The following is a 21480-nucleotide window of genomic DNA, read 5'->3' as shown; positions in this document are numbered from 1 at the left end:
GCGGCCTTCGTCCGTGGGCGACCATCGTCGAAGACGCGACGAGCCGGGCCCGAAGGCCCGGCTCGTGACGTTTCTGAGCAGGGAGCGTCCTGACCTCCCGCGGGAGGTCAGGAGGGGTACTGGCCGCGCTTCACCTGGGGCTTCGGCAGCCGGAGCCTGCGCAACTGCAGCGCACGCGTCACGCCGTACCAGAGGTCGCCCTGGTTCGGCGACCCGAACTTCTCCGTCAGCTTCTTCTTCAGCTTGCGCCGCAGCAGCACGCAGTCGACCACCACGGCGACGATCAGCACCCAGAACGCCATCAGGACCGCGCTCTGCACGGCGAGGGACTGGAAGAAGCTCAGGATCACGAAGACCAGCGCCGCGATCATCAGGAACTCGCCGATGTTGACGCGGGCGTCGACGAACTGGCGGATGTACCGCCGGTTCGGCCCCTTGTCCCGCAGCGGCAGGTACTTCTCGTCGTCGGTGTCGAGCGCCTGGCGCATCCTCGCCCGTTCGTCCCGCACGGTCGACCGGCTCTGCTCCCGGGCCGCCTTGCGATCGTTCGGGACGAGAGGGCGCTTCCGCGCTGCCTCCTGCACGCTGCGCCTGGGCGTCGGCGCTCCCTTGCCCTGCGCACGCACGGCTTCCTGGGAGCGCGGGGCCCCGTCGACGACAGCAGGGGCAGCGGGAGTCTTCTCTTTACGTCCGAACACCCCCTCAGGATACCGGCTCCCCGCCCGCCGCCGTCCCTGCGCCAGATCACGACCGGGAGGGCCGAGCGGATCATCCGGCTGTGTAGGGTTTTCGGCATGACCTCCTCGAACACTTCCCCAGCGCTCCCGGACGAGCCGTCGGCCGTCAGCTCCCGCCTCCGTGCCAGCGTGGATGCGGCCTTCCCGCGGATCGTGCAGCAGCTTTCCGATCTCGTCGCGATCCAGGGCATCGCCTGGGACGCCTTCGACGCCCACGAACTCGATCGCAGCGCCGAGGCCGTCGCCGCGCTGGTCCGCAGCGTCGGGATCGACGACGTGCGCATCCTCCGCGTGGACAACGACGGCACGCCCGGCGGACCCGCCGTCGTCGCCCGCCGTGCCCCGGCCGAGGGCAGGCCCACCGTCCTGCTGTACGCCCACCACGACGTGCAGCCGCCGGGGGACCCCGACCTGTGGGAGTCCGAACCCTTCGTCGCCACGGAGCGCGACGGTCGGCTGTACGGGCGCGGAGCCGCCGACGACAAGGCCGGCATCATGGCCCACATCGGTGCCTTCGGCGCTCTCAGCGAGGTGCTCGGCGACTCCTTCGGCGTCGGCGTGACCCTCTTCATCGAGGGTGAGGAGGAGGCCGGCTCGCCGACCTTCCGCTCCTTCCTCGAGACCTACCGGGACGATCTCGCAGCGGACGTCATCATCGTGGCCGACTCCAGCAACTGGAAGGTCGGCGTCCCCGCGCTCACCACCAGCCTGCGCGGCCTCGTCGACGGCACCATCGAGGTCCAGGTCCTCGACCACGCCGTGCACTCCGGGATGTTCGGTGGTCCCGTGCTCGACGCACCGACCCTCCTCGCGCGTCTCATCGCCACCCTGCACGACGACGGCGGCGACGTCGCCATCGCGGGACTCGCCGGCGGCGACCACGCGACCGTGGACTACGACGAGCAGGACTACCGCTCGGACGCGTCGGTGCTCCAGGGCGTACAGCTCGCGGGAACGGGATCGATCGCGTCGCGCCTGTGGCACAAGCCGGCCCTCTCCATCATCGGGATGGACGTCCCGACCGTCGCGCTGTCCTCGAACACGCTCCTGCCCAGGGCGCGCGCCAAATTCAGCCTCCGTCTCGCCCCGGGCCAGCAGCCCGCGGCTGCCATGGACGCCGTTCGTGCACACGTGGAATCACATGCCCCGTTCGGTGCCACCGTGACCTTCACGCCGGGGGAGACCGGCAGCCCCTTCAGCACCGACACCGGCGAGCCCGCCTCGCGCCTCGCCCTCGAGTCCTTCGAGGAGGCGTGGGGCGTCAAGGCCGTCGAGGCCGGGATGGGCGGGTCCATCCCGTTCATCGCGGACCTCACGGAACTGTTCCCGTCCGCGCAGATCCTCATCACCGGCGTCGAGGACCCGGACTCGCGCGCGCACAGCGCCAACGAGTCCCTCCACCTCGATGAGTTCCGGAAGGCCGTCCTCGCCGAAGCCATCCTCCTGGCCCGGATCAACGACGGCGGCCTCAGCGCCTGAGGGCCGCCCCACAGTAGGTGCCCGAGGGGGCGGGTGGAAATGTTTCCGCCCGTCCCCTCGTTATGACGAGAGCGGGCCCGGCGTACCATGGAACGAAGCCGTGCGCGCGACACCGCGGACAGCACTGAGAGCGGACACGGCATGCTGTCGTCCGAGCTAGGAGAAACACCATGAGTACTTCGACCACCGAGACCGCCTCCCTCGAGGAGACCACCGAGCTCCCCGCGCACGAGGTCGACCTGTCCGACGTCGCTGCCGGCAAGGTCCGCAGCCTCCTCGAGCAGGAGGGGCGCACCGACCTGAGGCTGCGCGTCGCAGTCCAGCCCGGGGGCTGCTCCGGCCTCATCTACCAGCTCTACTTCGACGAACGCGTGCTCGATGGCGACGCCGTCCGCGACTTCGACGGCGTCGAGGTCATCGTCGACAAGATGAGCGTCCCCTACCTCTCGGGCGCGTCCATCGACTTCGAGGACACCATCTCGAAGCAGGGTTTCACGATCGACAACCCGAATGCGGGCGGATCCTGCGCCTGCGGGGACTCCTTCCACTGACCTCCTGTCCGCACCGCAGCCGCGGTGGGACGGCATTGCGGAAAGGCCCGGGACTGCACGCTGGACGTGCTTCCCGGGCCTTTTGCATGTCACCGAATCGTCGGTGTTACGGGTAAGCTCTACAGTGAGTAGTAAAACTGGATGTGCACCCCGGGCAGCTTCATGAGCGGGTGGCAACGCACGTAGAAAAGGAAGGTCCGTCTGTGATTTCGCAGGACCGAACCGGTAGCAAGCGCGTCAGGATCGCGGAGATCTCCAGCATCTCGCTGGTCGGCGCCCTCCTACTGACCGGCTGTTCGGCTGAAGCCCAAAAGGGCTGGCTTCCGGCAGACCGGGACAACACCAACCACACCGGCATCATCACGGACCTGTGGGTCAACTCGTGGATCGCGGCGCTCGCCGTCGGCATCATCACGTGGGGCCTGATCATCTGGTGCATGATCGCCTATCGCCGCCGCAAGAACGACACCGGGTACCCGCGCCAGATGAGCTACAACCTGCCGCTGGAGATCTTCTACCTGACCATCCCGCTGTTCATGGTGCTGGTGTTCTTCTACTTCACGGAGCGCGACATCGCGACGATCGACGCCCGCGTCGAGGATCCCGACGTCATCGTCGACGTCCGCGGCAAGCAGTGGTCGTGGGACTTCAACTATGTCAAGGAAGACAAGTACTCCACCGGTGTCCAGGGCAGCCTGAACGGCGAGGAAGGTGTTCCGGAGAACCTCCCGACGCTGTACCTCCCGGTCAACAGGAGCGTCGAGCTCCAGCTCAACGCCCGCGACGTCCAGCACTCCTTCTTCGTCCCCGCGTTCCTGCAGAAACGTGACCTCTACCCGGGCCGCACCAACTACATCAACCTCACGCCCACCAAGGAGGGCACCTTCGCGGGCAAGTGCGCCGAGTTGTGCGGGCAGTACCACTCGGAGATGCTCTTCAACGTCGAGGTGGTCTCCCAGGAGGAGTTCGACGCACAGATGGCGCAGCTGGAGGACGGACAGCTCGGCGACGAGTACGACCGCGACTCCTACCCGGAGGACGATCCCGATACCGACCCAGCTAGGAGCAGCAGCTGATGTCCACCTTCGAATACACCCTTGAGGAAGCCGGCACCATCGCCGCTCCCCGTGTAGTTCCGAGGTCCAAGGGACGCATCGTCGTCAACTGGATCACCTCCACGGACCATAAGACCATCGGGTACATGTACCTGATGGCGTCCTTCGTGTTCTTCTGCTTCGCCGGTGTGATGGCGCTGATCATCCGCGCCGAGCTGTTCGAGCCGGGTATGCAGATCCTGCAGACGAAGGAGCAGTACAACCAGCTCTTCACGATGCACGGCACCGTGATGCTCCTGATGTTCGCCACGCCGCTCTTCGCAGGTTTCGCGAACGTCATCATGCCGCTGCAGATCGGCGCACCCGACGTGGCCTTCCCGCGACTGAATGCCCTCGCGTTCTGGTTCTTCCTGTTCGGCAGCACCATCGCCGTGTCCGGCTTCATCACCCCGCAGGGCGCGGCGTCCTTCGGCTGGTTCGCCTACGCCCCGCTCTCGAGCACCACGTTCTCCCCGGGTGTCGGTGGTGACCTGTGGGTCTTCGGCCTCGCCCTCTCGGGCTTCGGCACCATCCTGGGTGCGGTCAACTTCATCACCACCATCATCTGCATGCGGGCTCCCGGCATGACGATGTGGCGGATGCCGATCTTCACCTGGAACACGCTGATCACGGCGATCCTCGTTCTGATGGCCTTCCCGCCCCTCGCCGCCGCCCTGTTCGCGCTCGGTGCGGACCGGCGCTTCGGGGCGCACATCTTCGACCCCGAGGCCGGCGGTGCCATCCTCTGGCAGCACCTGTTCTGGTTCTTCGGCCACCCCGAGGTCTACATCATCGCGCTGCCGTTCTTCGGCATCGTGTCCGAGATCTTCCCCGTCTTCAGCCGCAAGCCGATCTTCGGCTACAAGGGCCTGGTGTACGCGACGATCGCCATCGCCGCGCTGTCCGTGACGGTCTGGGCGCACCACATGTACGTGACCGGAGCCGTGCTCCTGCCGTTCTTCGCCTTCATGACGATGCTGATCGCGGTGCCGACGGGCGTGAAGTTCTTCAACTGGATCGGCACCCTGTGGAGGGGCTCGCTGACGTTCGAGACCCCGATGCTCTGGAGCCTCGGCTTCCTCGTGACCTTCCTGTTCGGTGGGCTCACCGGGATCATCCTCGCGTCGCCGCCCTTGGACTTCCACGTCTCGGACACCTACTTCGTCGTGGCGCACTTCCACTACGTGGTCTTCGGGACCGTGGTCTTCGCGATGTTCGCGGGCTTCTACTTCTGGTGGCCGAAGTTCACCGGGAAGATGCTGAACGAGCGGCTCGGGAAGATCCACTTCTGGATGCTGTTCCTGGGGTTCCACGCCACGTTCCTGATCCAGCACTGGCTCGGTGTCGAAGGCATGCCGCGCCGCTACGCGGACTACCTGCCCGAGGACGGCTACACGGCGATGAACCAGTTCTCCACCGTCGGGTCCTTCGTCCTCGGTGCGTCACTGATCCCCTTCTTCTGGAACGTCTACATCACGTGGCGCACCGGCAAGAAGGTCGAGGTCGATGATCCTTGGGGCTTCGGTGCCTCGCTGGAGTGGGCGACCTCCTGCCCGCCGCCGCGCCACAACTTCACCTCCCTGCCCCGGATCCGGTCCGAGCGCCCTGCTCTCGACCTGCACCACCCGGAGCTGCAGCAGACGCACACGCCGGACGACAGCGCCGCGAGCTTCATGGGCTCGGCGGACCGACAGGATGCCAAGTCATGAGGATCGAGAAGAACCTGTTCCTGATCGGCGTGCCGATCTTCGTTCCCATCGCCCTCGTCTACGGCTGGCTGACCGAATGGTCCGAATGGGTCGGATTCCTCGGGATCCTTCTGGTCGGCGGACTCGCCGGCATGATCGGCTTCTACCTGGCGTTCACCGGCAAGCGGGTCGGGCAGCGACCGGAGGATCGTCTGGACGCGGAGATCCACGAGGGTTCCGGCGAGCAGGGGCACTTCAGCCCCTGGAGCTGGTGGCCCCTGGTTCTCGGCCTGTCCGCAGCGACCGGATTCCTCGGCATCGCCATCGGCTTCTGGATCCTCTACATCGGCATGGGACTCGCCGTGATCGCGCTGGTCGGCTGGGTCTTCGAATACAGCCGCGGGTACCACGCCCACTAGGGCAGAACGACAGCATCATCGCGTCACAGGGAGTCCGCCACGAGCGGGCTCCCTTCGCGTTAACCACGGTCGACCGCCGCACCGTCGTCGGCCGGTAGGAACCAGGACGACAGGAGCTGGATGGCCATGACGATCCTCCCGCGTCCCTTCGACGCCGAGCCGCTGGACCCGGTGTCGCACGAGGCGAAGCACGTGCAGCTCCGCGAGAGCCTGCGGCGATACCTGGAGACGTACGGAGAACCGGGGACCGCCATCCCCTCCGAGCGGCAGCTGAGCGAGTATTTCGGTGTCGCGAGAATGACCGTCCGGCAGGCCATCGATGCTCTCGTCGCCGAGGAGGTGCTGGAGCGGATCGTCGGGCTCGGGACCTTCGTCGCCAGGAGCAAGATGGACCTCCACATGAAGATGACGTCCTACACCGAGGAGATGATCCGTCGCGGCATGGTGCCGGACGCACGGGTCCTCGCCTTCGAACAGCAGGGCGCGTCGCCGCTCGTGGCGCGGGAGCTCCAGATCGACATCGGTCAGCCTGTGGTGCGGTTCCGTCGGCAGCTCCTTGCCGACGGTGAGCCGATGAGCGTCGACGAGAACTTCATTCCGGCGCACCGGGTTGTCGGCATCCTCGACGACCCTCCGCCGACCTCGCTGTACAACGTGCTGAGCGAGAAGTACGGATTGGTCATGGAATGGGGTGAGGACACCATCGAGGCGACGGCAGCCTCACCGTCGATTGCCCGCCTGCTCAATGTCGAGCTGAATGCACCCCTGCTGAGGATCCAGCGGCACGCCTATGTGGCCCGCTCGATGATCGACTACTCGGTGTCCTACTATCGGGCGGACCGCTACAAGCTGTGGGTTCCGCTGCAGCGCCCAGGGGTGCGCACGCCGCGCGCGTACAGCTCCAAGCGGCTCGGATGACCGGATTCCCGTCCCCGGCGTCCAGGAGGCTGCTGGTGGCCGCGGACGGTTGTTCCGCCAGGACGGCGTCGCGCACCGTGGGCGTGTCAGCTCCCGGCGCGGTTCCCTCGGGAGCGCTGTGTCCTAGTCGCTGATCGCGAGGACGAAGGCGCCGCCGATGACGGCACCGACGGCGTATCCGGCGAGGACCTGCCCGGCAGTGTGGGCAGCGAGCGTGACGCGGGACCAGCCGATGATGAGAGGCACCACGAGGAGGACGGCGATCCACCCGCCGGCGAATCCCATGGACCCGACGACGACGAAGACCGCCACGGCGGAATGCGCGGACAGCTTCCACGCCAGATTGACGAGCAGGACCGCCACCACGCCGCCCACGGTGCACAGCACCCCGGAGATGAGCTCCCATGGTGCATCGATCACCAGGAGCAGCCCGAGGCCCAGGGCGATGGATACGAGGGTTGCGCCGAGGATCGGCGCCCGCTGACGTCGGTCGCTGACATGGTGGTCGGTGATCGAGCCCCGTCTCACCAGCGCAAGCACGCCGGCCAGGGGGAGCGCGGTGGTGAATCCCACGGCGACCAGCGCGGTGGGCAGCCCGGCGGGCCATCCGGCGAAGCGGAAGGCCAGGATCACGAGGAACAACGAGACTAGTACGGCCGGCGCGAGGACCTCGCTCACGATCGTCGCGGCCTTGTGCAGCCCGGTGTGCCGCCGGTGTCCGGAGGGAACGGGATCGGGCAGTGGCCGGGAGTCGTCGTGGTGGTGCATGGGAAGTACCTCCGGACTGGACGGCGCGTACCGCCCTCCGTGGACATGACGAAGGGCCCGGACGGTGAGGCCCGGGCCCTTCGGTCGATCAGGACGAGATCAGCAGCCGATCAGTGGCTGGCGATGGACTCCCGATCCTTCGCGCCGGCGATCTCGCCGTGGTGGTCGCCGTGCGAGGCGGCGAGCTCCTTCGGCGTGACCGGTGCGACGCGGTCCTCGAAGAAGAAGCGCGACACCCGTCCGTGAACCTTGTCGACCAGACCGACCTTGCCGTTCTCGTCCGGCGTCGGGACCATGACCTCGGGCGACTCGAAGGCGGTCAGCTTGTACCGCTTGTAGTCGTCGACCTGCTCGTGGACCTCGATGAACTCGCCGTGGGGGAGTCGGACGATACGGCCGGTCTCGCGACCGTGGAGCGCGATCTCGCGGTCCTTGCGCTGCAGTGCGAGGGAGATGCGCCGCGAGACCATGAAGGCGAGGATCGGGCCGAAGATCACGAGGAAGCGCAGCCAGTACAGCACGTCGTTCAGCGACACCAGGAAGTGCGTGGCGATGAGGTCCGAGCTGGCAGCGGCCCACATGACGCAGTAGAACGTGATGCCGGCGACGCCGATGGCCGTGCGGGTCGGGGCGTTGCGCGGCCGGTTCAGCAGGTGGTGCTCACGCTTGTCCTTCGTGACCCAGGCCTCGATCCAGGGCCACAGGAACATCGCCGTGAAGACGATGATCGCCGGGACAAGGGCCGGGATGAGCACGTTCAGCGAGAGCGCGTTGACGCCCCAGGGGAACGGGATCATGAACTCGAAGTCGAAGTTGTCACCGAGGGTGCCGGGCATGAGCCGCAGGGCGCCGTCGACCCAGCCGATGTACCAGTCCGGCTGTGTGCCGGCCGATACGGGGGAGGGGTCGTAGGGACCGTAGTTCCAGATCGGGTTGATCGTGAACGCCGCGGCGATCGCTGCGAGGACACCGAAGACGATGAAGAAGAATCCGCCGGCCTTCGCTGCGTAGACGGGACCCACGGGGTACCCGACCACGTTGGTGTTCGTCCGTCCGGGGCCGGGGAACTGGGAGTGCTTGTGCAGCACCACCATGAACAGGTGGATGCCGATCATCAGCAGGATGACCGCGGGGATCAGCAGGATGTGCAGCACGTAGAGGCGGCCGATGATCATGGTGCCCGGGAACTCGCCGCCGAAGAGGAAGAAGCTCAGGTAGGTTCCGACCACCGGGATGGCCTTCATGACACCGTCGATGATCCGCAGGCCGTTTCCGGAGAGCAGGTCGTCGGGGAGCGAGTAACCGGTGAAGCCGGCGGCCAGGCTCAGGATGAGGAGGACGCAGCCGACGACCCAGTTGAACTCGCGGGGGCGACGGAACGCACCCGTGAAGAAGACGCGCAGCATGTGCACGGCGACCGACGCGACGAACAGCAGCGCAGCCCAGTGGTGGATCTGACGCATGAACAGTCCGCCGCGGATGTCGAAGGAGATGTCCAGCGACGACGCATAGGCGACGGACATCTCGACGCCACGCAGCGGCAGATAGCTGCCCTCGTAGTGCGTCTCCGCCATGGAGGGGTCGTAGAAGAAGGTGAGGAAGGTACCGGAGATCAGCAGGATGACGAAGGTGTAGAGCGCCACCTCACCGAACATGAACGTCCAGTGGTCGGGGAAGATCTTCCGGCCGAATTCCTTGACGATTCCCGAACCGCCGACCCGGGAGTCGACGTAGTCGGTGACCTTTCCGACACGCGTCTTCGGCGTGTAGGTATGTGTCGCGGTTGAGCTGCTCATGTCAGCCTCGCTCCCAGAAACTAGGTCCTACGGGTTCTTGGAAATCGCTCGATGCGACGAGATAGCCCTCGTCGTCGATCTCGATGGGTAGCTGTGGTAGCGGACGTGCTGCCGGTCCGAAGATCACCTTGCACTCTTGCTCGAGGTCGAAGGTGGATTGGTGGCAGGGGCACAGCAGGTGGTGCGTCTGCTGTTCGTACAGTGCTACCGGGCAGCCGACGTGCGTGCAGATCTTGGAATACGCAACAATTCCGTCGTAGCCCCAATTCTCCCGGCCTGGGGAGGGATTGAGTTCCTCGGGGTCGAGGCGCATGAGCAGGACGACTGCCTTGGCCTTCTCCTCGAGCTTGTTCTCGACCTCGTTGAGACCCTCCGGGATGACGTGGAACGCCGATCCGACGGTCACGTCCGAGGCACGGATGGGGGTGCCGCTGGGGTCGCGGGTGAGACGGACGCCGGTGTCCCACATGGTCTGCTTCAGCGAATTCCCGGGCAGGGGACCGAGGTCCCGGAAGATGGCGATCGCCGGCAGGGGAGCGAGGATCGCTGCACCGAGCAGGGTGTTGCGGATGAGGGGACGGCGCTTGATGCCGGACTCCTCGAGGATGTCGTTGACGATCTTCTCGGCGTCCTGGCGGTCCTGCTCGGGGCGGACCTCGTGGCGACTCTCCGTGACCTCGTGGTCCGGCATCAGCGTCTTGGCCCAGTGCACGATTCCTACGCCGATGCCGAGCATGGCGAAGGCTGTGCCGAGGCCCAGCATGAGATTCTGCAGGCGGAGGCGTTCGATGGTCTGGTCGAGCGGGATGAAGAAGTATCCGACGAAGAAGAGCAGGGTCCCGACGACGGAGATCGCGAACAGCAGCGCCACCTGGCGCTCGGCACGCTTCTCCGCCTTAGGGTCGCGGTCGGCCAGGCGCGGCCGGTGCGGGGGCAGGCCCGGGTTCTGGAACTCGTCGAGCTCCCCGCCCGGTGCGGCTACGGTGACCGACGTGCCGGGAGCGCCGTGACTAGAGTCGGCCATGATCCCTCTCATCCTTCTTTGGCTGGTGCATGCGCACTGTCTGTGATTCGTTGGCGGTGTTCAGTCGGATGGTCACGAGGACCTTGACGTGAGCCACACCGTGAAGGCGATGATGACGCCGAGACCGGCGACCCAGATGAACAGGCCCTCGGACACCGGTCCGAGCGAACCGAGGTCCGCTCCGCCGGGGGAGCCCTGCTCCTCGATGGTCTTGAGGAAGGCGATGATGTCCTGCTTGTCATCCGGGGAGATGTTCGCGTCGCTGAAAACCGGCATGTTCTGGGGGCCGGTGACCATGGCCTCGTAGATGTGCTTCTCGCTGGTGCCGTCGATCGACGGGGCGAACTTCCCCCGGGTCAGGGCGCCACCGGCCGCGGCGGCGTTGTGGCACATGGCACAGTTCACGCGGAACAGCTCGCCGCCGTTGGAGGAATCACCCTCCGAGGCGTTCAGGATCTCTTCACCCGGGATGGCCGGGCCGGCACCGAGCGAGGCGACGTAGGCGGCCATCTGACGGATCTGCTCGTCGGTGAACTGGACCGGCTTCGCCTGCGCCTGGGGTCCGTCCATCTGCATGGGCATGCGGCCCGTGCCGACCTGGAAGTCCACGGAGGCGGCGCCGACACCGACGAGGGAGGGAGCGGCGTCCGAGCCCGTGGCGCCCATGCCATGGCAGGAGGCGCAGTTGGCGGAGAACAGCTTGCTGCCCTCTTCGACGTCGTTCGCCGTGAACGTGGTGGTCTGCGCCTGAGCCTCGTTGGCGGTGCTGGCTGCGGCGTAGATCCCGCCGGTGACGAGGAGCGCCATCAGGAGCAGGGCGAACGCTGCTAGTGGGTGACGCCGCCTCTGGGAAAGTGCCTTCACGGAGTGTTTCCTACCTGTCGTGGTGCCAGAGCTGCTGGTGTTCTTCATTGAATTCTACCTCTAGTAGAAGAGTCTAGCGGAGGGAATCACTGAAGGAAGTAGATGATGATGAAGAGGCCGATCCAGACGACGTCGACGAAGTGCCAGTAGTAGGACGTGACGATCGCGGAGGTCGCTTCGAAGTGTCCGAACTGCCGTGCGATGAAGGCGCGGCCGATGATGAACAGGAACGCGATCAGTCCGCCGATCACATGGATGCCATGGAAGCCCGTGGTGATGTAGAAGGCCGAGCCGAAGGCGTTGGAGGAGAGTGCGACGCCCTCCGCGACGAGTTCGGCGTACTCGTAGGCCTGCACCGACACGAAGATCGCGCCCATCACGAAGGTGAGGAGGAACCACTCGACCATGCCCCAGCGGGCCAGCTGGAAGACCCCGCCGGTGCGGCGGGGCTGGAGCCGCTCGGCGGCGAACACACCGAACTGGCAGCTGAAGGAGCTCGACACCAGGATGATGGTGTTCACGAGGGCGAAGGGGACGTTCAGCTTCTCGGTCTCCATCGCCCAGAGCTCGCTCGAGGTGGAGCGGAGGGTGAAGTACATGGCAAAGAGGCCGGCGAAGAACATCAGCTCGCTGGACAGCCACACCACGGTTCCGACGGAGACCATGTTGGGGCGGTTCAGGGCGGGATGCGGAGCGGCGCTGGGGGCTTGGGTCGCAGATGTCACAGACTCATTATGTCCCCAAGATCGGCGTGATCACCAACGCGAAACGGGGCCCACAGGGCCGCCACCGCGCCGAAGTGGGCGCCGACGCCCGTGTTTACGCGGAAGTTCCCCGTGATGACTTTCTACAATTCGTAGATAATCTGTGGGAGTGAGCCTGACAACCAGCCCTGACGCGGCGTACCCCACCTGGCCCTCGATCTTCTCCTCCCTCCTCGGGCGGAAGGATCTGAGCACCGGACAGAGCCGCTGGGCGATGGACGCGATCATGTCCGGCGAGGCGAGCAACGTCCAGATCGCCGGCTTCCTCGTGGCCCTGCGCGCCAAGGGGGAGTCGGTCGACGAGCTCGTCGGCCTGGTGCAGGCGATGCTGGGCCGGGCCCACCGGATCGAGGTGGCCGGGCCCACCCTCGACATCGTCGGCACGGGCGGCGACGGACTGAACACCCTGAACATCTCGACCATGTCCTCCCTCGTGGCCGTAGGTGCCGGCGCGAGGGTTGTCAAGCACGGGAATCGCGGTGCCTCCTCCGCCTCGGGGGCCGCCGACGTCATCGAAGAGCTCGGTGTACGCCTGGACCTCGCGCCCGCGGAGGTGGCCCTGACCGCCGAGCGGGCGGGCATCACCTTCTGCTTCGCGCAGGTGTTCCATCCCTCCATGAAACACGTGGCGGTCCCGCGACGTGAGCTCGGCATCCCCACCACCTTCAACTTCCTCGGGCCGCTCAGCAACCCTGCCGGCGTCAGCGCCCAGGCGCTCGGCTGCGCGGACGCGCGGATGGCGCCGCTGATGGCCGGGGTGCTCGCGGCTCGTGGCATCCGCGCCCTCGTCTTCCGGGGCGATGACGGCCGCGACAAGATGACGACGAGCGGCTCCTCCACGGTGTGGGAGGTACGGGACGGCAGGGTCGAGGCCCAGGTGGTCCACCCCGGCGACGTCGGGCTCGATGTGGTACCCGTCGACGCCCTCCGCGGGTCCGACGCGACCGGGAACGCCGCCGTCGTACGATCCGTCCTGGCAGGCCACCCCGGTCCGGTGCGCGACGCCGTCGTGCTCAACGCCGCCGCAGGGCTGGTCGCCCTCGACGAGGCGGCGGAGGGCTCACTCGTCGAGCGCCTCCGGGCCGCCATGGTCCGCGCCCGTGCCTCCATCGATTCGGGCGCCGCCGAGAACGCCCTAACCCGCTGGATCGACGTCAGCCGGGCCCTCTGACCCGACGGCCGCCGAGGGCTCTGCGGTCGGTCCTCCCGGAAGCGTGGCCGTCAGCTGTCGAACCCGAGGGAGAACGCGGCGTCGAGGTCGTGCTGGGAGTAGGAACGGAAGGCGATCTGCGTCGTCGTCGAGCGGATGCCCTCGATCTTGGACAGTCTGTCCGCGATGACGTCGGCCAGGTCCTCGTGGCGACTGACGCGGGCGATCGCGATGAGGTCCCACTCGCCGGTGACGGAGTAGACCTCGCTGATGCCCTCGATCTCGGAGATGGCCTGCGCGCTCTCGGGGATGCGTGAGGCATCGGTCTGGATGAGGACGAATGCGGTGATCATGGAGTGCCTTTCGGGGGGAAGGGATCTGCTCCTACGCTACCGGCAGGCGACGGCGGCGGAGGGCGCGCACGACGGCGCGGGGGAGGACCAGGAAGGTCCCGAGCACCAGCAGCGTCACGATCTGGAAACTGAGCGCCACCCCTTCACCCGACGCCGCGCGCAGGAGGAGCCCGCCCACCACGGTCGCCAGCCAGAGCACGACGGCGGTGGGCCACGGCGTCGACGGCGAGCGCCGGGCGCGCAGTGCCAGGTTCACCACGGCATAGGCGGCGAGGAAGGGCCACGCCGTGTCGAGCACGCCGAGGAAGGTCACCCCGTGCTCGTGGGTCCTGCGACCGGACACCGCGAAGGCGAGGATCAGGACGACGTCGACTCCGGTCCAGACGAGAGCCGGGCTGACCGGGGAGGTGCGGGGCGGGCCGGAGCGATCCTGTGTCGGGCTGGTCGTGGGGCGGCTCGGCATGGGGCCACCCTACTGCTTGTCGACCCCGGTCTCCTGGACTAGGTTCGAGCCACGCACCACACGAAGCCGTGCACGGCTGCACGGCCAGACGAAGGGTACCCCCATGGGATCGATCACTCCGTGCCTCTGGTTCGACGGCCAGGCCGAGGAGGCTGCCGCGCTGTACACCTCCGTGGTGCGGAACTCGCGCATCCTCGATGTCTCCCGCACGGGCCCCGCCGAGAGCGACCCGGCCCTCACGGTGTCCTTCGAGCTCGACGGGCAACCCTTCGTCGGGCTGAACGGCGGTCCCCAGTACTCCTTCACCGAAGCCGTCTCCTTCCAGATCTCCTGCAACGACCAGGAGGAGGTCGACAGGTACTGGGCGGCGCTGACCGAGGGCGGCGAGGAGAGCCGGTGCGGATGGCTGAAGGACCGCTACGGCCTGTCCTGGCAGATCATCCCTGCCGTCTTCCCGTCCCTCATCGGCGGAGCCGACCCCGACGGCGCCCAGCGCGCGGTCGCCGCGATGCTGACGATGCAGAAACTCGACATCGCCGCCCTGGAGACGGCCTACCGCGGTACCTGAACGGGTCACCCGACCTGGGCCCCGACGCCCTGCAGCCGCATCGGGCAGGTCCCGATCCGGGGCCCGGCCGGCCTCACGCGAGGTACGCCGAGTCCTGAGCCGGGGCCGGGGCCGCTCGCGCGGCCCTCACGCCAGACGGACGTTCCCGAGCTGGTCGACGCGCCAGCCGGGGTTGTGGGCGATCTCCCAGATGATGCCATTGGGATCGGCAACGAGGCCATGGTGGATCCCGCCGAATTCGCCGTCCTGGGGGTCCTTCAGGACGGTTCCGCCGGCGTCGGCGAGGCGTCCGACGGTCACCGCGACCTCCTCCCGTGAGCCGACGTTGTGGGAGAGGCTCATCCCGTGCGCACCCGCGGGAGCGCCCGACGCACTGCCGCCGACATCGCGGCGGAAGGACTCCGCGTCGAACAGCCCGAGGAGGACGCCGGGGGCCACCTGGAAGAAGATGATCTCGCCGGGGACGTCCATGAGGGGTGTCCAGCCGAGGCCTGCGGTGTAGAACTGCCGTGCCGCGTCGAGGTCGGGCGTTGCCAGCGTGACGAAGTGCACCTGTTGATCCATGACCTGAGTATCGCGGACGGAGCGGTGGTGGCGGCTTCCCGACCCTGCGGAACTGCCCTGTCCGCATTCCTCCCTCCGGGAGGCGCCGTCGTCGTACTCTGGGTGGCAGCCGCTGAAGGATCCCGCTGCCCCGAGGGGAGCGCAGCACGAACATCCGGTACCGACGAGGAGAAGCCATGACGACACTCGAGCACCGTCCCTCCACAGCACTGTTGGTGGTCGACGTACAGAACGGGGTCGTCGCGTCCGCCCATGACCGGGACGCGGTGGTCGCGAACATCGGTGCGCTCGTCCGGCGCGCGCGTGCCGAGGCGGTCCCGGTGGTCTGGGTGCAGCACTCCGACGAGGAGCTCGAGCGCGACTCGGACGCGTGGCAGGTCGTGCCCGAGCTGCGTCCCCTCGACGGCGAGCGCCTGGTGCACAAGGCGCACGGCGATGCGTTCGAGGGTACGGACCTCGAGGACGTCCTGGCGGCGGCAGGGGTGGGGCGGCTCGTGGTCTCGGGCGCACAGTCGGACGCCTGCATCCGCTCGACCATCCACGGGGCCTTCGTCCGCGGGTACGACGTGACCCTCGTGGGTGACGCCCACACGACGGAGGACCTCAGCGCGTGGGGCGCGCCGACGCCGGACAGGGTCATCGCGCACACCAACCTGTACTGGCGGAACCAGACCGCGCCCGGCAGGAAGGCCGCAGTGGCGACGACCCGGGAGGTGGCCTTCTCGGAGTGAGCCGGTGAGCCGTCGATGGACGCCGTGGACGCCGGTGAGCCGTTGATGGACGCCGTGGACGCCGTGGACGCGTCGGCCGACCGGGCGAGCGGGCGAGCGACGGCGATCGAGGGCGTGGGCGTGGGCGTGGGCAGTGTGCGCATCCTTCCGGCGCGCGATGACGCCTCGCCATCTTGCCGGTGACGGCGATTCCGGCGGCTCACCCGGGGAATGACGACAGGCGTCGGGGAAGGACCCCCGTCAGGGCAGGCGGCCCGGTCGCAGCACCGAGGCGACGTGCGCCCTGCCGGGGTCGAGCAGGACCGGGCTGATCAGGACGGCGCGCCCGCGCTGCAGCGTCCCGCTGGTCAGCGGGCGGCAGCGGACCCCGCCCCGGCCGCGCATGGCCTTATGCGCACCCGGCGCCAGCACGCGGTCCATCCAAGCGCACGGGTGCGCGTGGCGTCCGCCGTGGAACGCGACGGTTCCCGCCGGCGTCTCGAGGGCGAAGTCCTGGCCGATGAGCGGCGTCAGCTCGGCACCGCGCAGGATGATGTTGCGGCGGGGGAGGAGGGCGTCGAAGGGCTCTGCACCGAGGTCCGCAGCGATGGCGTCGAGTGATTCCACGGCCATCAGTGTCACCGCCGCGTCCATGTGGGCGGCCTTCCCGAAGAACCGGTCACCGACGATCCCCTTGCCCGCGACCACGTCGACGCCGGGGGCATCCTGTGTCGGGACGTCCGCAGCCCCGTCCTTCGCGCGCCCGAAGTACGCGTGCGCAGGCGAGACCAGGAGGTGGAGGATCTCGACGTCGTACCTGTACTCGGCCATGCACCCACGCTACCCGCACGGCCGGACCCGCTGCGGGTCAGGGGACGGGCTCGCGCTCGCCGTGCACCAGCCAGTGGCCCACCGAGCGCGCCTTGTACACGGCCGGATTGTGGGAGGCGATGGTGCGCGCGTTGCGCCAGTGCCGGTCGAGCGCCCTGCCTGCCTCCGTCGCGGAGGCTCCGCCGATCTCGAAGAGGTCTGTCGCCGCCCTCAGCGACTGCTCGACCGCGACCAGCTGGGCCTGGTTCACCGCGACCTCGGCGGCGTCCACTGCAGCCCGTGCAGCGGTGTCGGGACCTGTGGCGGAACGATCCGCCGCCGCCGTGCAGGTCGCCGGGCGGGTACCCGGGCCGTCCCCGGCGAGCCGGACGCCGGCCGGGTCCGCCCGGAGGAGTCCGACGGCGGCGTCGAGGGCGTCGGCGGCCGCGAGCACCACGGCCTCGGCCGCGAACGCACGCCCCGCCACCTCTCCGACCACCTGGAGCACCTGCGGGTCCTCCCGGGGGAGCGCCGTCGTCGCCGTGATGTAGGAGCGCGTGCGCGGGAGCACGAAGTCCGCAGCGTCACGGGCCGCCGCGCGGGCGACACCCGCGAGCGCTGCGACGAGGACGAGCTGGAAGAAGCCGTGTACATGGCTCGGGGCGTCCGGGGAGTAGGTGCGGACATGCGCCGGGTCCACCCTGACGTCGGTGAAATGGGTGGTCCCGCTGCCGGTCAGCCGCTGCCCGAAGCCGTCCCAGTCGTCGACGCGCTCCACGCCGGCGGCGGTGGCGCGGACCGCGTAGCCCACACACTCGCCGTCGCGCACGGCGCTGCCCGCGATCCAGTCCGCGTAGAGGCTCCCGGTGCTGTAGTACTTCGACCCGGTGAGGGTGAGGGCGCCGTCCCGCCCGTCCGTCTCGGTGAGGGCGGTCCGGATGTCGCGCAGCGAGGTTCCCGTCAGCTCGCTCGACGCGTTCCCGATCATCGCTCCTGCCGCGATGTCGAAGAGCCAGCGGTCGCGATGTGCCGACGGCGGCTGCAGCAGGAGCCCCTCGACATACGCGAAGTGGCCGCGCCACAGCTGCGTGAGGTTGGAGTCGGCGGTTGCCAGCTCGGTGAGCAGCGAGAACAGCTGCCGGAGCGCGGCACCGGAGCCTCCGTACTCGACCGGCACCCGCAGGGCCCCGAAGCCGGCCTCCTTGAGGGCCGCCACCTCCCTGAAGGGCAGCCGGCGCTGCTGCTCGCGGTCCACGGCGCCCTCGGCGATGCCGGCGAACAGCGGACGGAACCGGTCCAGGAGGGCGGCGGTCGATGATGGATCCGCCGTGCCGGGCCCGCGGCCGACCGCACCGACCGCACCGACCGCACCGACCGCACCGACCGCCCTGTCGGCGTGGGGCGTTCCGGAGGTCCGCCCGGCCGGCCCGGCGGTGGTCGCTTCGGCCCGGACAGGTGTCCCTTCGGCCCGGGCGGTCGACGGTTCCCGATCCGCGGCCACGCTCATCGCCTGCCTCCGGCGAAAGCCGGCGTAGCGGCGGACGACGGCGTGGCGCCGGACGCGTCGGCCCCTGCGGGCGCTCCGGCGCCGGCTGGCGCAGCAGCGCTCCGGTCAGCGGGGGACGAGGCGGCGACCGACGAGCCGGCAACCGACAGGAGGGCAAGGTGCCCGTCGTCGGACGCCTCCTCCCGGGCGAGGGGGCGCGCGTCGTCGCCGAGGTGCGCACCGTTGCGGTAGCGGGCTCCCGGATGTTCTGGGAACAGGCGCCTGTTGCCGGGCCCGAAGAGGCGCTCGCGCAGCGTGGACTCCTCGTAGGAGCGCCGGTAGAGCCCCCGTTTCTGCAGCTCCGGAACGACGAACTCGACGAAGTCCTCGGCGGTCCCGGGCGTGAGGAACTGCCGGAGGTTGAAGCCGTCGAGATCCGTGGCCTCCACCCATCGCTCGATCTCGTCCGCGACCTCGACCGGCGTGCCGATGGCCACGAAGGGGCCGCGGTCGAACCTCGTGATGCGCTCGAGGGCTTCGCCGACGGTCGTGCCCGCCGGATGCCGTCGGTTGCTGGGCAGCCGGTCACGACCGGGGCGGTCCTCGCGCGCGAGGATGTCGTCGATCACCTCGTGGGCACGGTACGCGGCGAGATCGATCCCGCCACCGCCGGCATGGGCGAGGTAGCCCTCCGCGCTGGACAGCCGGCGGAACTCCTCGGCCTTGCGCTGGGCCTCCTTGTGGGTCCGCCCGACGATCACCACGGCACCGGCGAAGGCCTTGATGTGGTGCGCTGCCCTGCCGTTCGTGACGGCGAGCCGGCGGACGTCCGCGACGTTGTCGCGGTACGCGGCGGCGTCACGCCCTCCGACGAAGACCCCTTCCGCATGCCTCGCCGCGAAGGCCTTGCCGGCCGTCGAACTGCCGGCCTGGAAGAGCACCGGCGTGCGCTGCAGCGACGGAGCACTGAGGTGGGGACCCGCGACCGAGAAGTGGGGGCCGCGGTGGTCGATGTACCGCACCTTCGACGGATCGGTGTACACGCGGCGCTCGCGGTCCTCGATCACCGCATCGTCGTCCCACGACCCCTCCCACAGCTTGTAGAGGACATCCAGGTACTCGTCGGCGATCGCGTACCGCTGATCGTGTTCCACCTCGTCGGGCAGGCCGAAGTTGCGGGCGGCGTTCGGCAGGTAGGAGGTCACGATGTTCCAGCCGAAACGGCCCTTGGTCAGGTGATCGAGGGTCGACGCCCTCCTGGCGAAGGCGAACGGCGGCTCGTAGGTCGTCGAGAACGTCGCAGCGAACCCGAGGTGCTCGGTCACCGCCGCCATGGCGGGGATGATCAGGAGCGGATCGTTGCTCGGGATCTGCACTGCTTCCCGAAGTGCCGTCTCCGGCCCGGCCCGATAGCCGTCGTAGGTGCCGATGACGTCGGCGAGGAAGACGCTGTCGAAGAGACCGGCCTCGAGCAGCTTCGCCGTCTCCACCCAGAAGTCGAGGTCGTTGAAGCGGTGGCGGTTGTTGTCAGGGTGGACCCAGAGACCGTGGGAGATGTGTCCCACGCAGTTCATCTCGAAGAGATTGAAGGAGATCTGGCGTGTCATGAGCGGACGGTGTCCTTCCGGAGGGCGGGAAGCGCGGGGATGGCATGGATGAGGTGCTGCGTGTACGCGTGGCGCGGGTACTCGAAGATGTGGTCGACCGGGCCGTGCTCCAGCACCACGCCATCGCGGAGGACCAGGACGTCGCGGCTCACGTGCTGGATCACGCCGAGGTCGTGCGAGATGAAGAGGTAGCTGAGACCGAACCGTTCCTGGAGATCCGCCAGGAGGTCGAGGATGCGCGCCTGCACGGTGACGTCGAGGGCGGACACCGGCTCGTCGCAGATGATCACCTCCGGCTCGGCGGCGAGCGCGCGGGCGATCGCGACGCGCTGGCGCTGGCCGCCCGAGAGGTCGAGCGGACGGGACCGTGCGCGGTCCGCCGGCAGGTCCACGAGCTCGAGGAGGTCGAGGACGCGGGCGGCCCGGGCCCTGCGCGGAACCCCTGCCGCGGCGACGGCCTGACCGATGACCTGCCGCACGGTCCTGCGCGGGTCGAAGGACTGCAGGGGATCCTGGTAGATCATCTGCACGGAGCGCCGAGCAGCGGTGTCGCGAGCCGCGCGGTGCTCGTCCCAGGTGCGTCCGTGGACCAGCACGGAGCCCGCGTCGGGCTGCTCGACCCCGAGGACGATCCGGGCGACGGTACTCTTTCCCGAACCGGACTCGCCGACGATCCCGAGGGTCGTCCCCCTTTCGAGGGTGAAGGAGACGTCCTGCACCGCGGTGCGCGCGGTGCGCGTGGTGCGGGACGGTCCGGGATAGTCCTTCCGGAGCCCGGCGACCGTCAGGATCGGGGCGTCGCCGGCCGGGGACCGGCGGGCGGACCCGCGGAGGTCACGCACCGCCGGGGCGGGCGCGTCCGACGGTGGCCGGTCCGGTGTCCCCGCGGCGGCGGCGGACGAAGGCGCGGTGAGGCGGCGACCCCGGGACGCGCGGGACGGTACGGCCGCCAGCAGTCCCTGCGTGTAGGGGTGGCGGGGATCCCGCAGGACGGCCTCGGCCGAACCCTCCTCGACGATCTCCCCGTCCCGCATGACCGCCACGCGATCGGCGAGGTCGGCGACGACGGCGAGGTCATGGCTCACCACGAGCATGCCGGTCCGTGATCCCTTGAGGCCGCCGAGGAGCCGGAGGACCTGCGCCGCGATCGTCGCGTCCAGCGCCGTCGTCGGTTCGTCCGCGATGAGGAGGGCCGGGTCCGCTGCGACGGCGGAGGCGATGAGCGCCCGCTGCCGCAGACCACCGGACAGCTCGTGCGGGTACTGGTCCGCGCGCAGCTCGGGATCCGGCACGCCCACGGAGGCCAGGAGCTCCGCGACGCGACGCCGTCGTCCTGGCCGGTCCAGCTCGGAGTGGAGCCGCAGGACCTCACCGACCTCGGCGCCGATGGTCCGGAGCGGATCGAGGGAGGACAGTGCGTCCTGCAGGACGAACCCGGCGCGGCGCCCGCGGACGCGGGACCACTGCCGTTCGGACCACTGCCCGGCATTCACCCCGCCGAACCGCTGGACGTCGGACCGGACCACTGCGGACGGACCGGTCAGGCCCACGAGGGTGCGGGCGGTGACCGATTTCCCGGATCCCGATTCACCCACGAGGGCCAGGCACTCACCGGGCCGGACGGACAGGCTGACGCCGCGCACCACCTCGCGGCGCCGGGCGCCGTG

At 68.7% G+C, this 21480-nt stretch carries 22 protein-coding genes; 9 read left to right on the top strand and 13 right to left on the bottom strand.

From position 1 onward, the window contains the following. Positions 1 to 107: 107 nt before the first annotated feature. Entirely contained in the window at positions 108 to 698 is a 591-nt protein-coding gene (locus tag NVV32_RS08135) for a DUF3043 domain-containing protein (RefSeq protein ID WP_055771187.1), read from the bottom strand. A 96-nt stretch (positions 699 to 794) separates the two neighbouring features. Here NVV32_RS08135 and NVV32_RS08130 point away from each other — a divergent pair, with 96 nt between their 5' ends. The 6 genes from NVV32_RS08130 to NVV32_RS08105 all read left to right on the top strand — a co-directional run bounded on the left by NVV32_RS08130 (position 795) and on the right by NVV32_RS08105 (position 6886). Next, positions 795 to 2216, top strand: coding sequence for a dipeptidase (locus tag NVV32_RS08130; protein WP_422391981.1), 1422 nt, complete (start codon positions 795 to 797; stop codon positions 2214 to 2216). A 170-nt stretch (positions 2217 to 2386) separates the two neighbouring features. Beyond that, the gene (locus tag NVV32_RS08125; protein ID WP_422391980.1) at positions 2387 to 2767 is read left to right on the top strand and encodes a HesB/IscA family protein; all 381 of its coding nucleotides are present in this window, start codon (positions 2387 to 2389) and stop codon (positions 2765 to 2767) included. A 203-nt stretch (positions 2768 to 2970) separates the two neighbouring features. Then, the gene (gene coxB, locus NVV32_RS08120; protein WP_422391979.1) at positions 2971 to 3843 is read left to right on the top strand and encodes a cytochrome c oxidase subunit II; all 873 of its coding nucleotides are present in this window, start codon (positions 2971 to 2973) and stop codon (positions 3841 to 3843) included. Next, entirely contained in the window at positions 3843 to 5570 is a 1728-nt protein-coding gene (ctaD, locus tag NVV32_RS08115; RefSeq protein WP_055771175.1) for a cytochrome c oxidase subunit I, read from the top strand. Before coxB ends, ctaD begins: the two co-directional genes overlap by 1 nt. Further along, on the top strand, positions 5567 to 5968 hold the full coding sequence (locus NVV32_RS08110; RefSeq protein WP_055771172.1) for a cytochrome c oxidase subunit 4: 402 nt from the start codon (positions 5567 to 5569) through the stop codon (positions 5966 to 5968). Before ctaD ends, NVV32_RS08110 begins: the two co-directional genes overlap by 4 nt. A 126-nt stretch (positions 5969 to 6094) precedes the next feature. Beyond that, a complete protein-coding gene (locus NVV32_RS08105) occupies positions 6095 to 6886 on the top strand; it encodes a GntR family transcriptional regulator (RefSeq protein WP_055771586.1) in 792 nt (263 codons plus the stop codon). Between the two features lie 123 nt (positions 6887 to 7009). Here NVV32_RS08105 and NVV32_RS08100 read toward each other — a convergent pair whose 3' ends face one another. The 5 genes from NVV32_RS08100 to NVV32_RS08080 all read right to left on the bottom strand — a co-directional run bounded on the left by NVV32_RS08100 (position 7010) and on the right by NVV32_RS08080 (position 12063). Beyond that, positions 7010 to 7654: a phosphatidic acid phosphatase gene (locus tag NVV32_RS08100; protein ID WP_422391978.1), complete on the bottom strand. Its 645-nt coding sequence runs from the start codon at positions 7652 to 7654 to the stop codon at positions 7010 to 7012. A gap of 110 nt (positions 7655 to 7764) precedes the next feature. Continuing rightward, positions 7765 to 9450: a cytochrome b gene (locus tag NVV32_RS08095; RefSeq protein ID WP_422391977.1), complete on the bottom strand. Its 1686-nt coding sequence runs from the start codon at positions 9448 to 9450 to the stop codon at positions 7765 to 7767. 1 nt (position 9451) lies between these two features. Beyond that, positions 9452 to 10474, bottom strand: coding sequence for a ubiquinol-cytochrome c reductase iron-sulfur subunit (locus tag NVV32_RS08090; RefSeq protein WP_055771161.1), 1023 nt, complete (start codon positions 10472 to 10474; stop codon positions 9452 to 9454). 72 nt (positions 10475 to 10546) lie between these two features. Next, complete coding sequence (locus tag NVV32_RS08085) at positions 10547 to 11338, bottom strand: c-type cytochrome (RefSeq protein WP_191931786.1); 792 nt, start codon at positions 11336 to 11338, stop codon at positions 10547 to 10549. Between the two features lie 86 nt (positions 11339 to 11424). After that, positions 11425 to 12063, bottom strand: a complete 639-nt coding sequence (locus NVV32_RS08080; protein WP_082471506.1) for a cytochrome c oxidase subunit 3 — start codon at positions 12061 to 12063, stop codon at positions 11425 to 11427. Between the two features lie 148 nt (positions 12064 to 12211). Here NVV32_RS08080 and trpD point away from each other — a divergent pair, with 148 nt between their 5' ends. Continuing rightward, on the top strand, positions 12212 to 13273 hold the full coding sequence (trpD, locus tag NVV32_RS08075; protein ID WP_422391976.1) for an anthranilate phosphoribosyltransferase: 1062 nt from the start codon (positions 12212 to 12214) through the stop codon (positions 13271 to 13273). A gap of 50 nt (positions 13274 to 13323) precedes the next feature. Here the strand turns inward: trpD and NVV32_RS08070 are convergent, their stop codons facing one another. Then, the gene (locus NVV32_RS08070) at positions 13324 to 13605 is read right to left on the bottom strand and encodes an Lrp/AsnC family transcriptional regulator (protein WP_055771154.1); all 282 of its coding nucleotides are present in this window, start codon (positions 13603 to 13605) and stop codon (positions 13324 to 13326) included. Positions 13606 to 13636: 31 nt separating this feature from the next. Continuing rightward, positions 13637 to 14068: a DUF3054 domain-containing protein gene (locus NVV32_RS08065; protein ID WP_422391975.1), complete on the bottom strand. Its 432-nt coding sequence runs from the start codon at positions 14066 to 14068 to the stop codon at positions 13637 to 13639. Positions 14069 to 14171: 103 nt separating this feature from the next. Here NVV32_RS08065 and NVV32_RS08060 point away from each other — a divergent pair, with 103 nt between their 5' ends. After that, complete coding sequence (locus tag NVV32_RS08060) at positions 14172 to 14636, top strand: VOC family protein (protein ID WP_055771151.1); 465 nt, start codon at positions 14172 to 14174, stop codon at positions 14634 to 14636. A gap of 126 nt (positions 14637 to 14762) precedes the next feature. On the opposite strand, the gene NVV32_RS08055 is transcribed toward NVV32_RS08060, so the two are convergent. Continuing rightward, positions 14763 to 15200, bottom strand: a complete 438-nt coding sequence (locus NVV32_RS08055; RefSeq protein WP_422391974.1) for a VOC family protein — start codon at positions 15198 to 15200, stop codon at positions 14763 to 14765. Positions 15201 to 15376: 176 nt separating this feature from the next. On the opposite strand from NVV32_RS08055, the gene NVV32_RS08050 reads away from it, so the two are divergent. Continuing rightward, complete coding sequence (locus tag NVV32_RS08050) at positions 15377 to 15931, top strand: isochorismatase family protein (RefSeq protein WP_055771144.1); 555 nt, start codon at positions 15377 to 15379, stop codon at positions 15929 to 15931. 240 nt (positions 15932 to 16171) lie between these two features. Here NVV32_RS08050 and NVV32_RS08045 read toward each other — a convergent pair whose 3' ends face one another. Genes NVV32_RS08045 through NVV32_RS08030 form a run of 4 tightly spaced genes read right to left on the bottom strand, consistent with a single transcriptional unit; the run spans position 16172 to position 21456 of the window. Beyond that, complete coding sequence (locus NVV32_RS08045) at positions 16172 to 16741, bottom strand: MOSC domain-containing protein (RefSeq protein ID WP_422391973.1); 570 nt, start codon at positions 16739 to 16741, stop codon at positions 16172 to 16174. Between the two features lie 37 nt (positions 16742 to 16778). Beyond that, on the bottom strand, positions 16779 to 18227 hold the full coding sequence (locus NVV32_RS08040; protein WP_422391972.1) for an acyl-CoA dehydrogenase family protein: 1449 nt from the start codon (positions 18225 to 18227) through the stop codon (positions 16779 to 16781). After that, positions 18224 to 19813 carry an LLM class flavin-dependent oxidoreductase gene (locus tag NVV32_RS08035; protein ID WP_422391971.1) on the bottom strand — a complete coding sequence of 530 codons (1590 nt, stop codon included), beginning with the start codon at positions 19811 to 19813 and terminating at the stop codon, positions 18224 to 18226. Before NVV32_RS08035 ends, NVV32_RS08040 begins: the two co-directional genes overlap by 4 nt. Continuing rightward, on the bottom strand, positions 19810 to 21456 hold the full coding sequence (locus tag NVV32_RS08030) for a dipeptide ABC transporter ATP-binding protein (protein WP_422391970.1): 1647 nt from the start codon (positions 21454 to 21456) through the stop codon (positions 19810 to 19812). Before NVV32_RS08030 ends, NVV32_RS08035 begins: the two co-directional genes overlap by 4 nt. Positions 21457 to 21480: the final 24 nt, after the last annotated feature.

The sequence above is a fragment of the Arthrobacter sp. N1 genome (genome assembly GCF_048288285.1).
GTDB lineage: Bacteria > Actinomycetota > Actinomycetes > Actinomycetales > Micrococcaceae > Arthrobacter_D.
Note: the sequence above shows the minus strand (reverse complement) of the source record. Positions and strands in the feature narration are given on the sequence as shown.

What these genes read in the sequence shown, in the direction of transcription:
- NVV32_RS08130 (WP_422391981.1), top strand. Translation starts at nt 795, where the DNA reads ATGACCTCCTCGAACACTTCCCCAGCGCTCCCGGACGAGCCGTCGGCC.
- NVV32_RS08125 (WP_422391980.1), top strand. Translation starts at nt 2,387, where the DNA reads ATGAGTACTTCGACCACCGAGACCGCCTCCCTCGAGGAGACCACCGAG.
- ctaD (WP_055771175.1), top strand. Translation starts at nt 3,843, where the DNA reads ATGTCCACCTTCGAATACACCCTTGAGGAAGCCGGCACCATCGCCGCT.
- NVV32_RS08110 (WP_055771172.1), top strand. Translation starts at nt 5,567, where the DNA reads ATGAGGATCGAGAAGAACCTGTTCCTGATCGGCGTGCCGATCTTCGTT.
- NVV32_RS08105 (WP_055771586.1), top strand. Translation starts at nt 6,095, where the DNA reads ATGACGATCCTCCCGCGTCCCTTCGACGCCGAGCCGCTGGACCCGGTG.
- NVV32_RS08100 (WP_422391978.1), bottom strand. Translation starts at nt 7,654, where the DNA reads ATGCACCACCACGACGACTCCCGGCCACTGCCCGATCCCGTTCCCTCC.
- NVV32_RS08095 (WP_422391977.1), bottom strand. Translation starts at nt 9,450, where the DNA reads ATGAGCAGCTCAACCGCGACACATACCTACACGCCGAAGACGCGTGTC.
- NVV32_RS08090 (WP_055771161.1), bottom strand. Translation starts at nt 10,474, where the DNA reads ATGGCCGACTCTAGTCACGGCGCTCCCGGCACGTCGGTCACCGTAGCC.
- NVV32_RS08070 (WP_055771154.1), bottom strand. Translation starts at nt 13,605, where the DNA reads ATGATCACCGCATTCGTCCTCATCCAGACCGATGCCTCACGCATCCCC.
- NVV32_RS08065 (WP_422391975.1), bottom strand. Translation starts at nt 14,068, where the DNA reads ATGCCGAGCCGCCCCACGACCAGCCCGACACAGGATCGCTCCGGCCCG.
- NVV32_RS08060 (WP_055771151.1), top strand. Translation starts at nt 14,172, where the DNA reads ATGGGATCGATCACTCCGTGCCTCTGGTTCGACGGCCAGGCCGAGGAG.
- NVV32_RS08055 (WP_422391974.1), bottom strand. Translation starts at nt 15,200, where the DNA reads ATGGATCAACAGGTGCACTTCGTCACGCTGGCAACGCCCGACCTCGAC.
- NVV32_RS08050 (WP_055771144.1), top strand. Translation starts at nt 15,377, where the DNA reads ATGACGACACTCGAGCACCGTCCCTCCACAGCACTGTTGGTGGTCGAC.
- NVV32_RS08045 (WP_422391973.1), bottom strand. Translation starts at nt 16,741, where the DNA reads ATGGCCGAGTACAGGTACGACGTCGAGATCCTCCACCTCCTGGTCTCG.
- NVV32_RS08040 (WP_422391972.1), bottom strand. Translation starts at nt 18,227, where the DNA reads ATGAGCGTGGCCGCGGATCGGGAACCGTCGACCGCCCGGGCCGAAGGG.
- NVV32_RS08035 (WP_422391971.1), bottom strand. Translation starts at nt 19,813, where the DNA reads ATGACACGCCAGATCTCCTTCAATCTCTTCGAGATGAACTGCGTGGGA.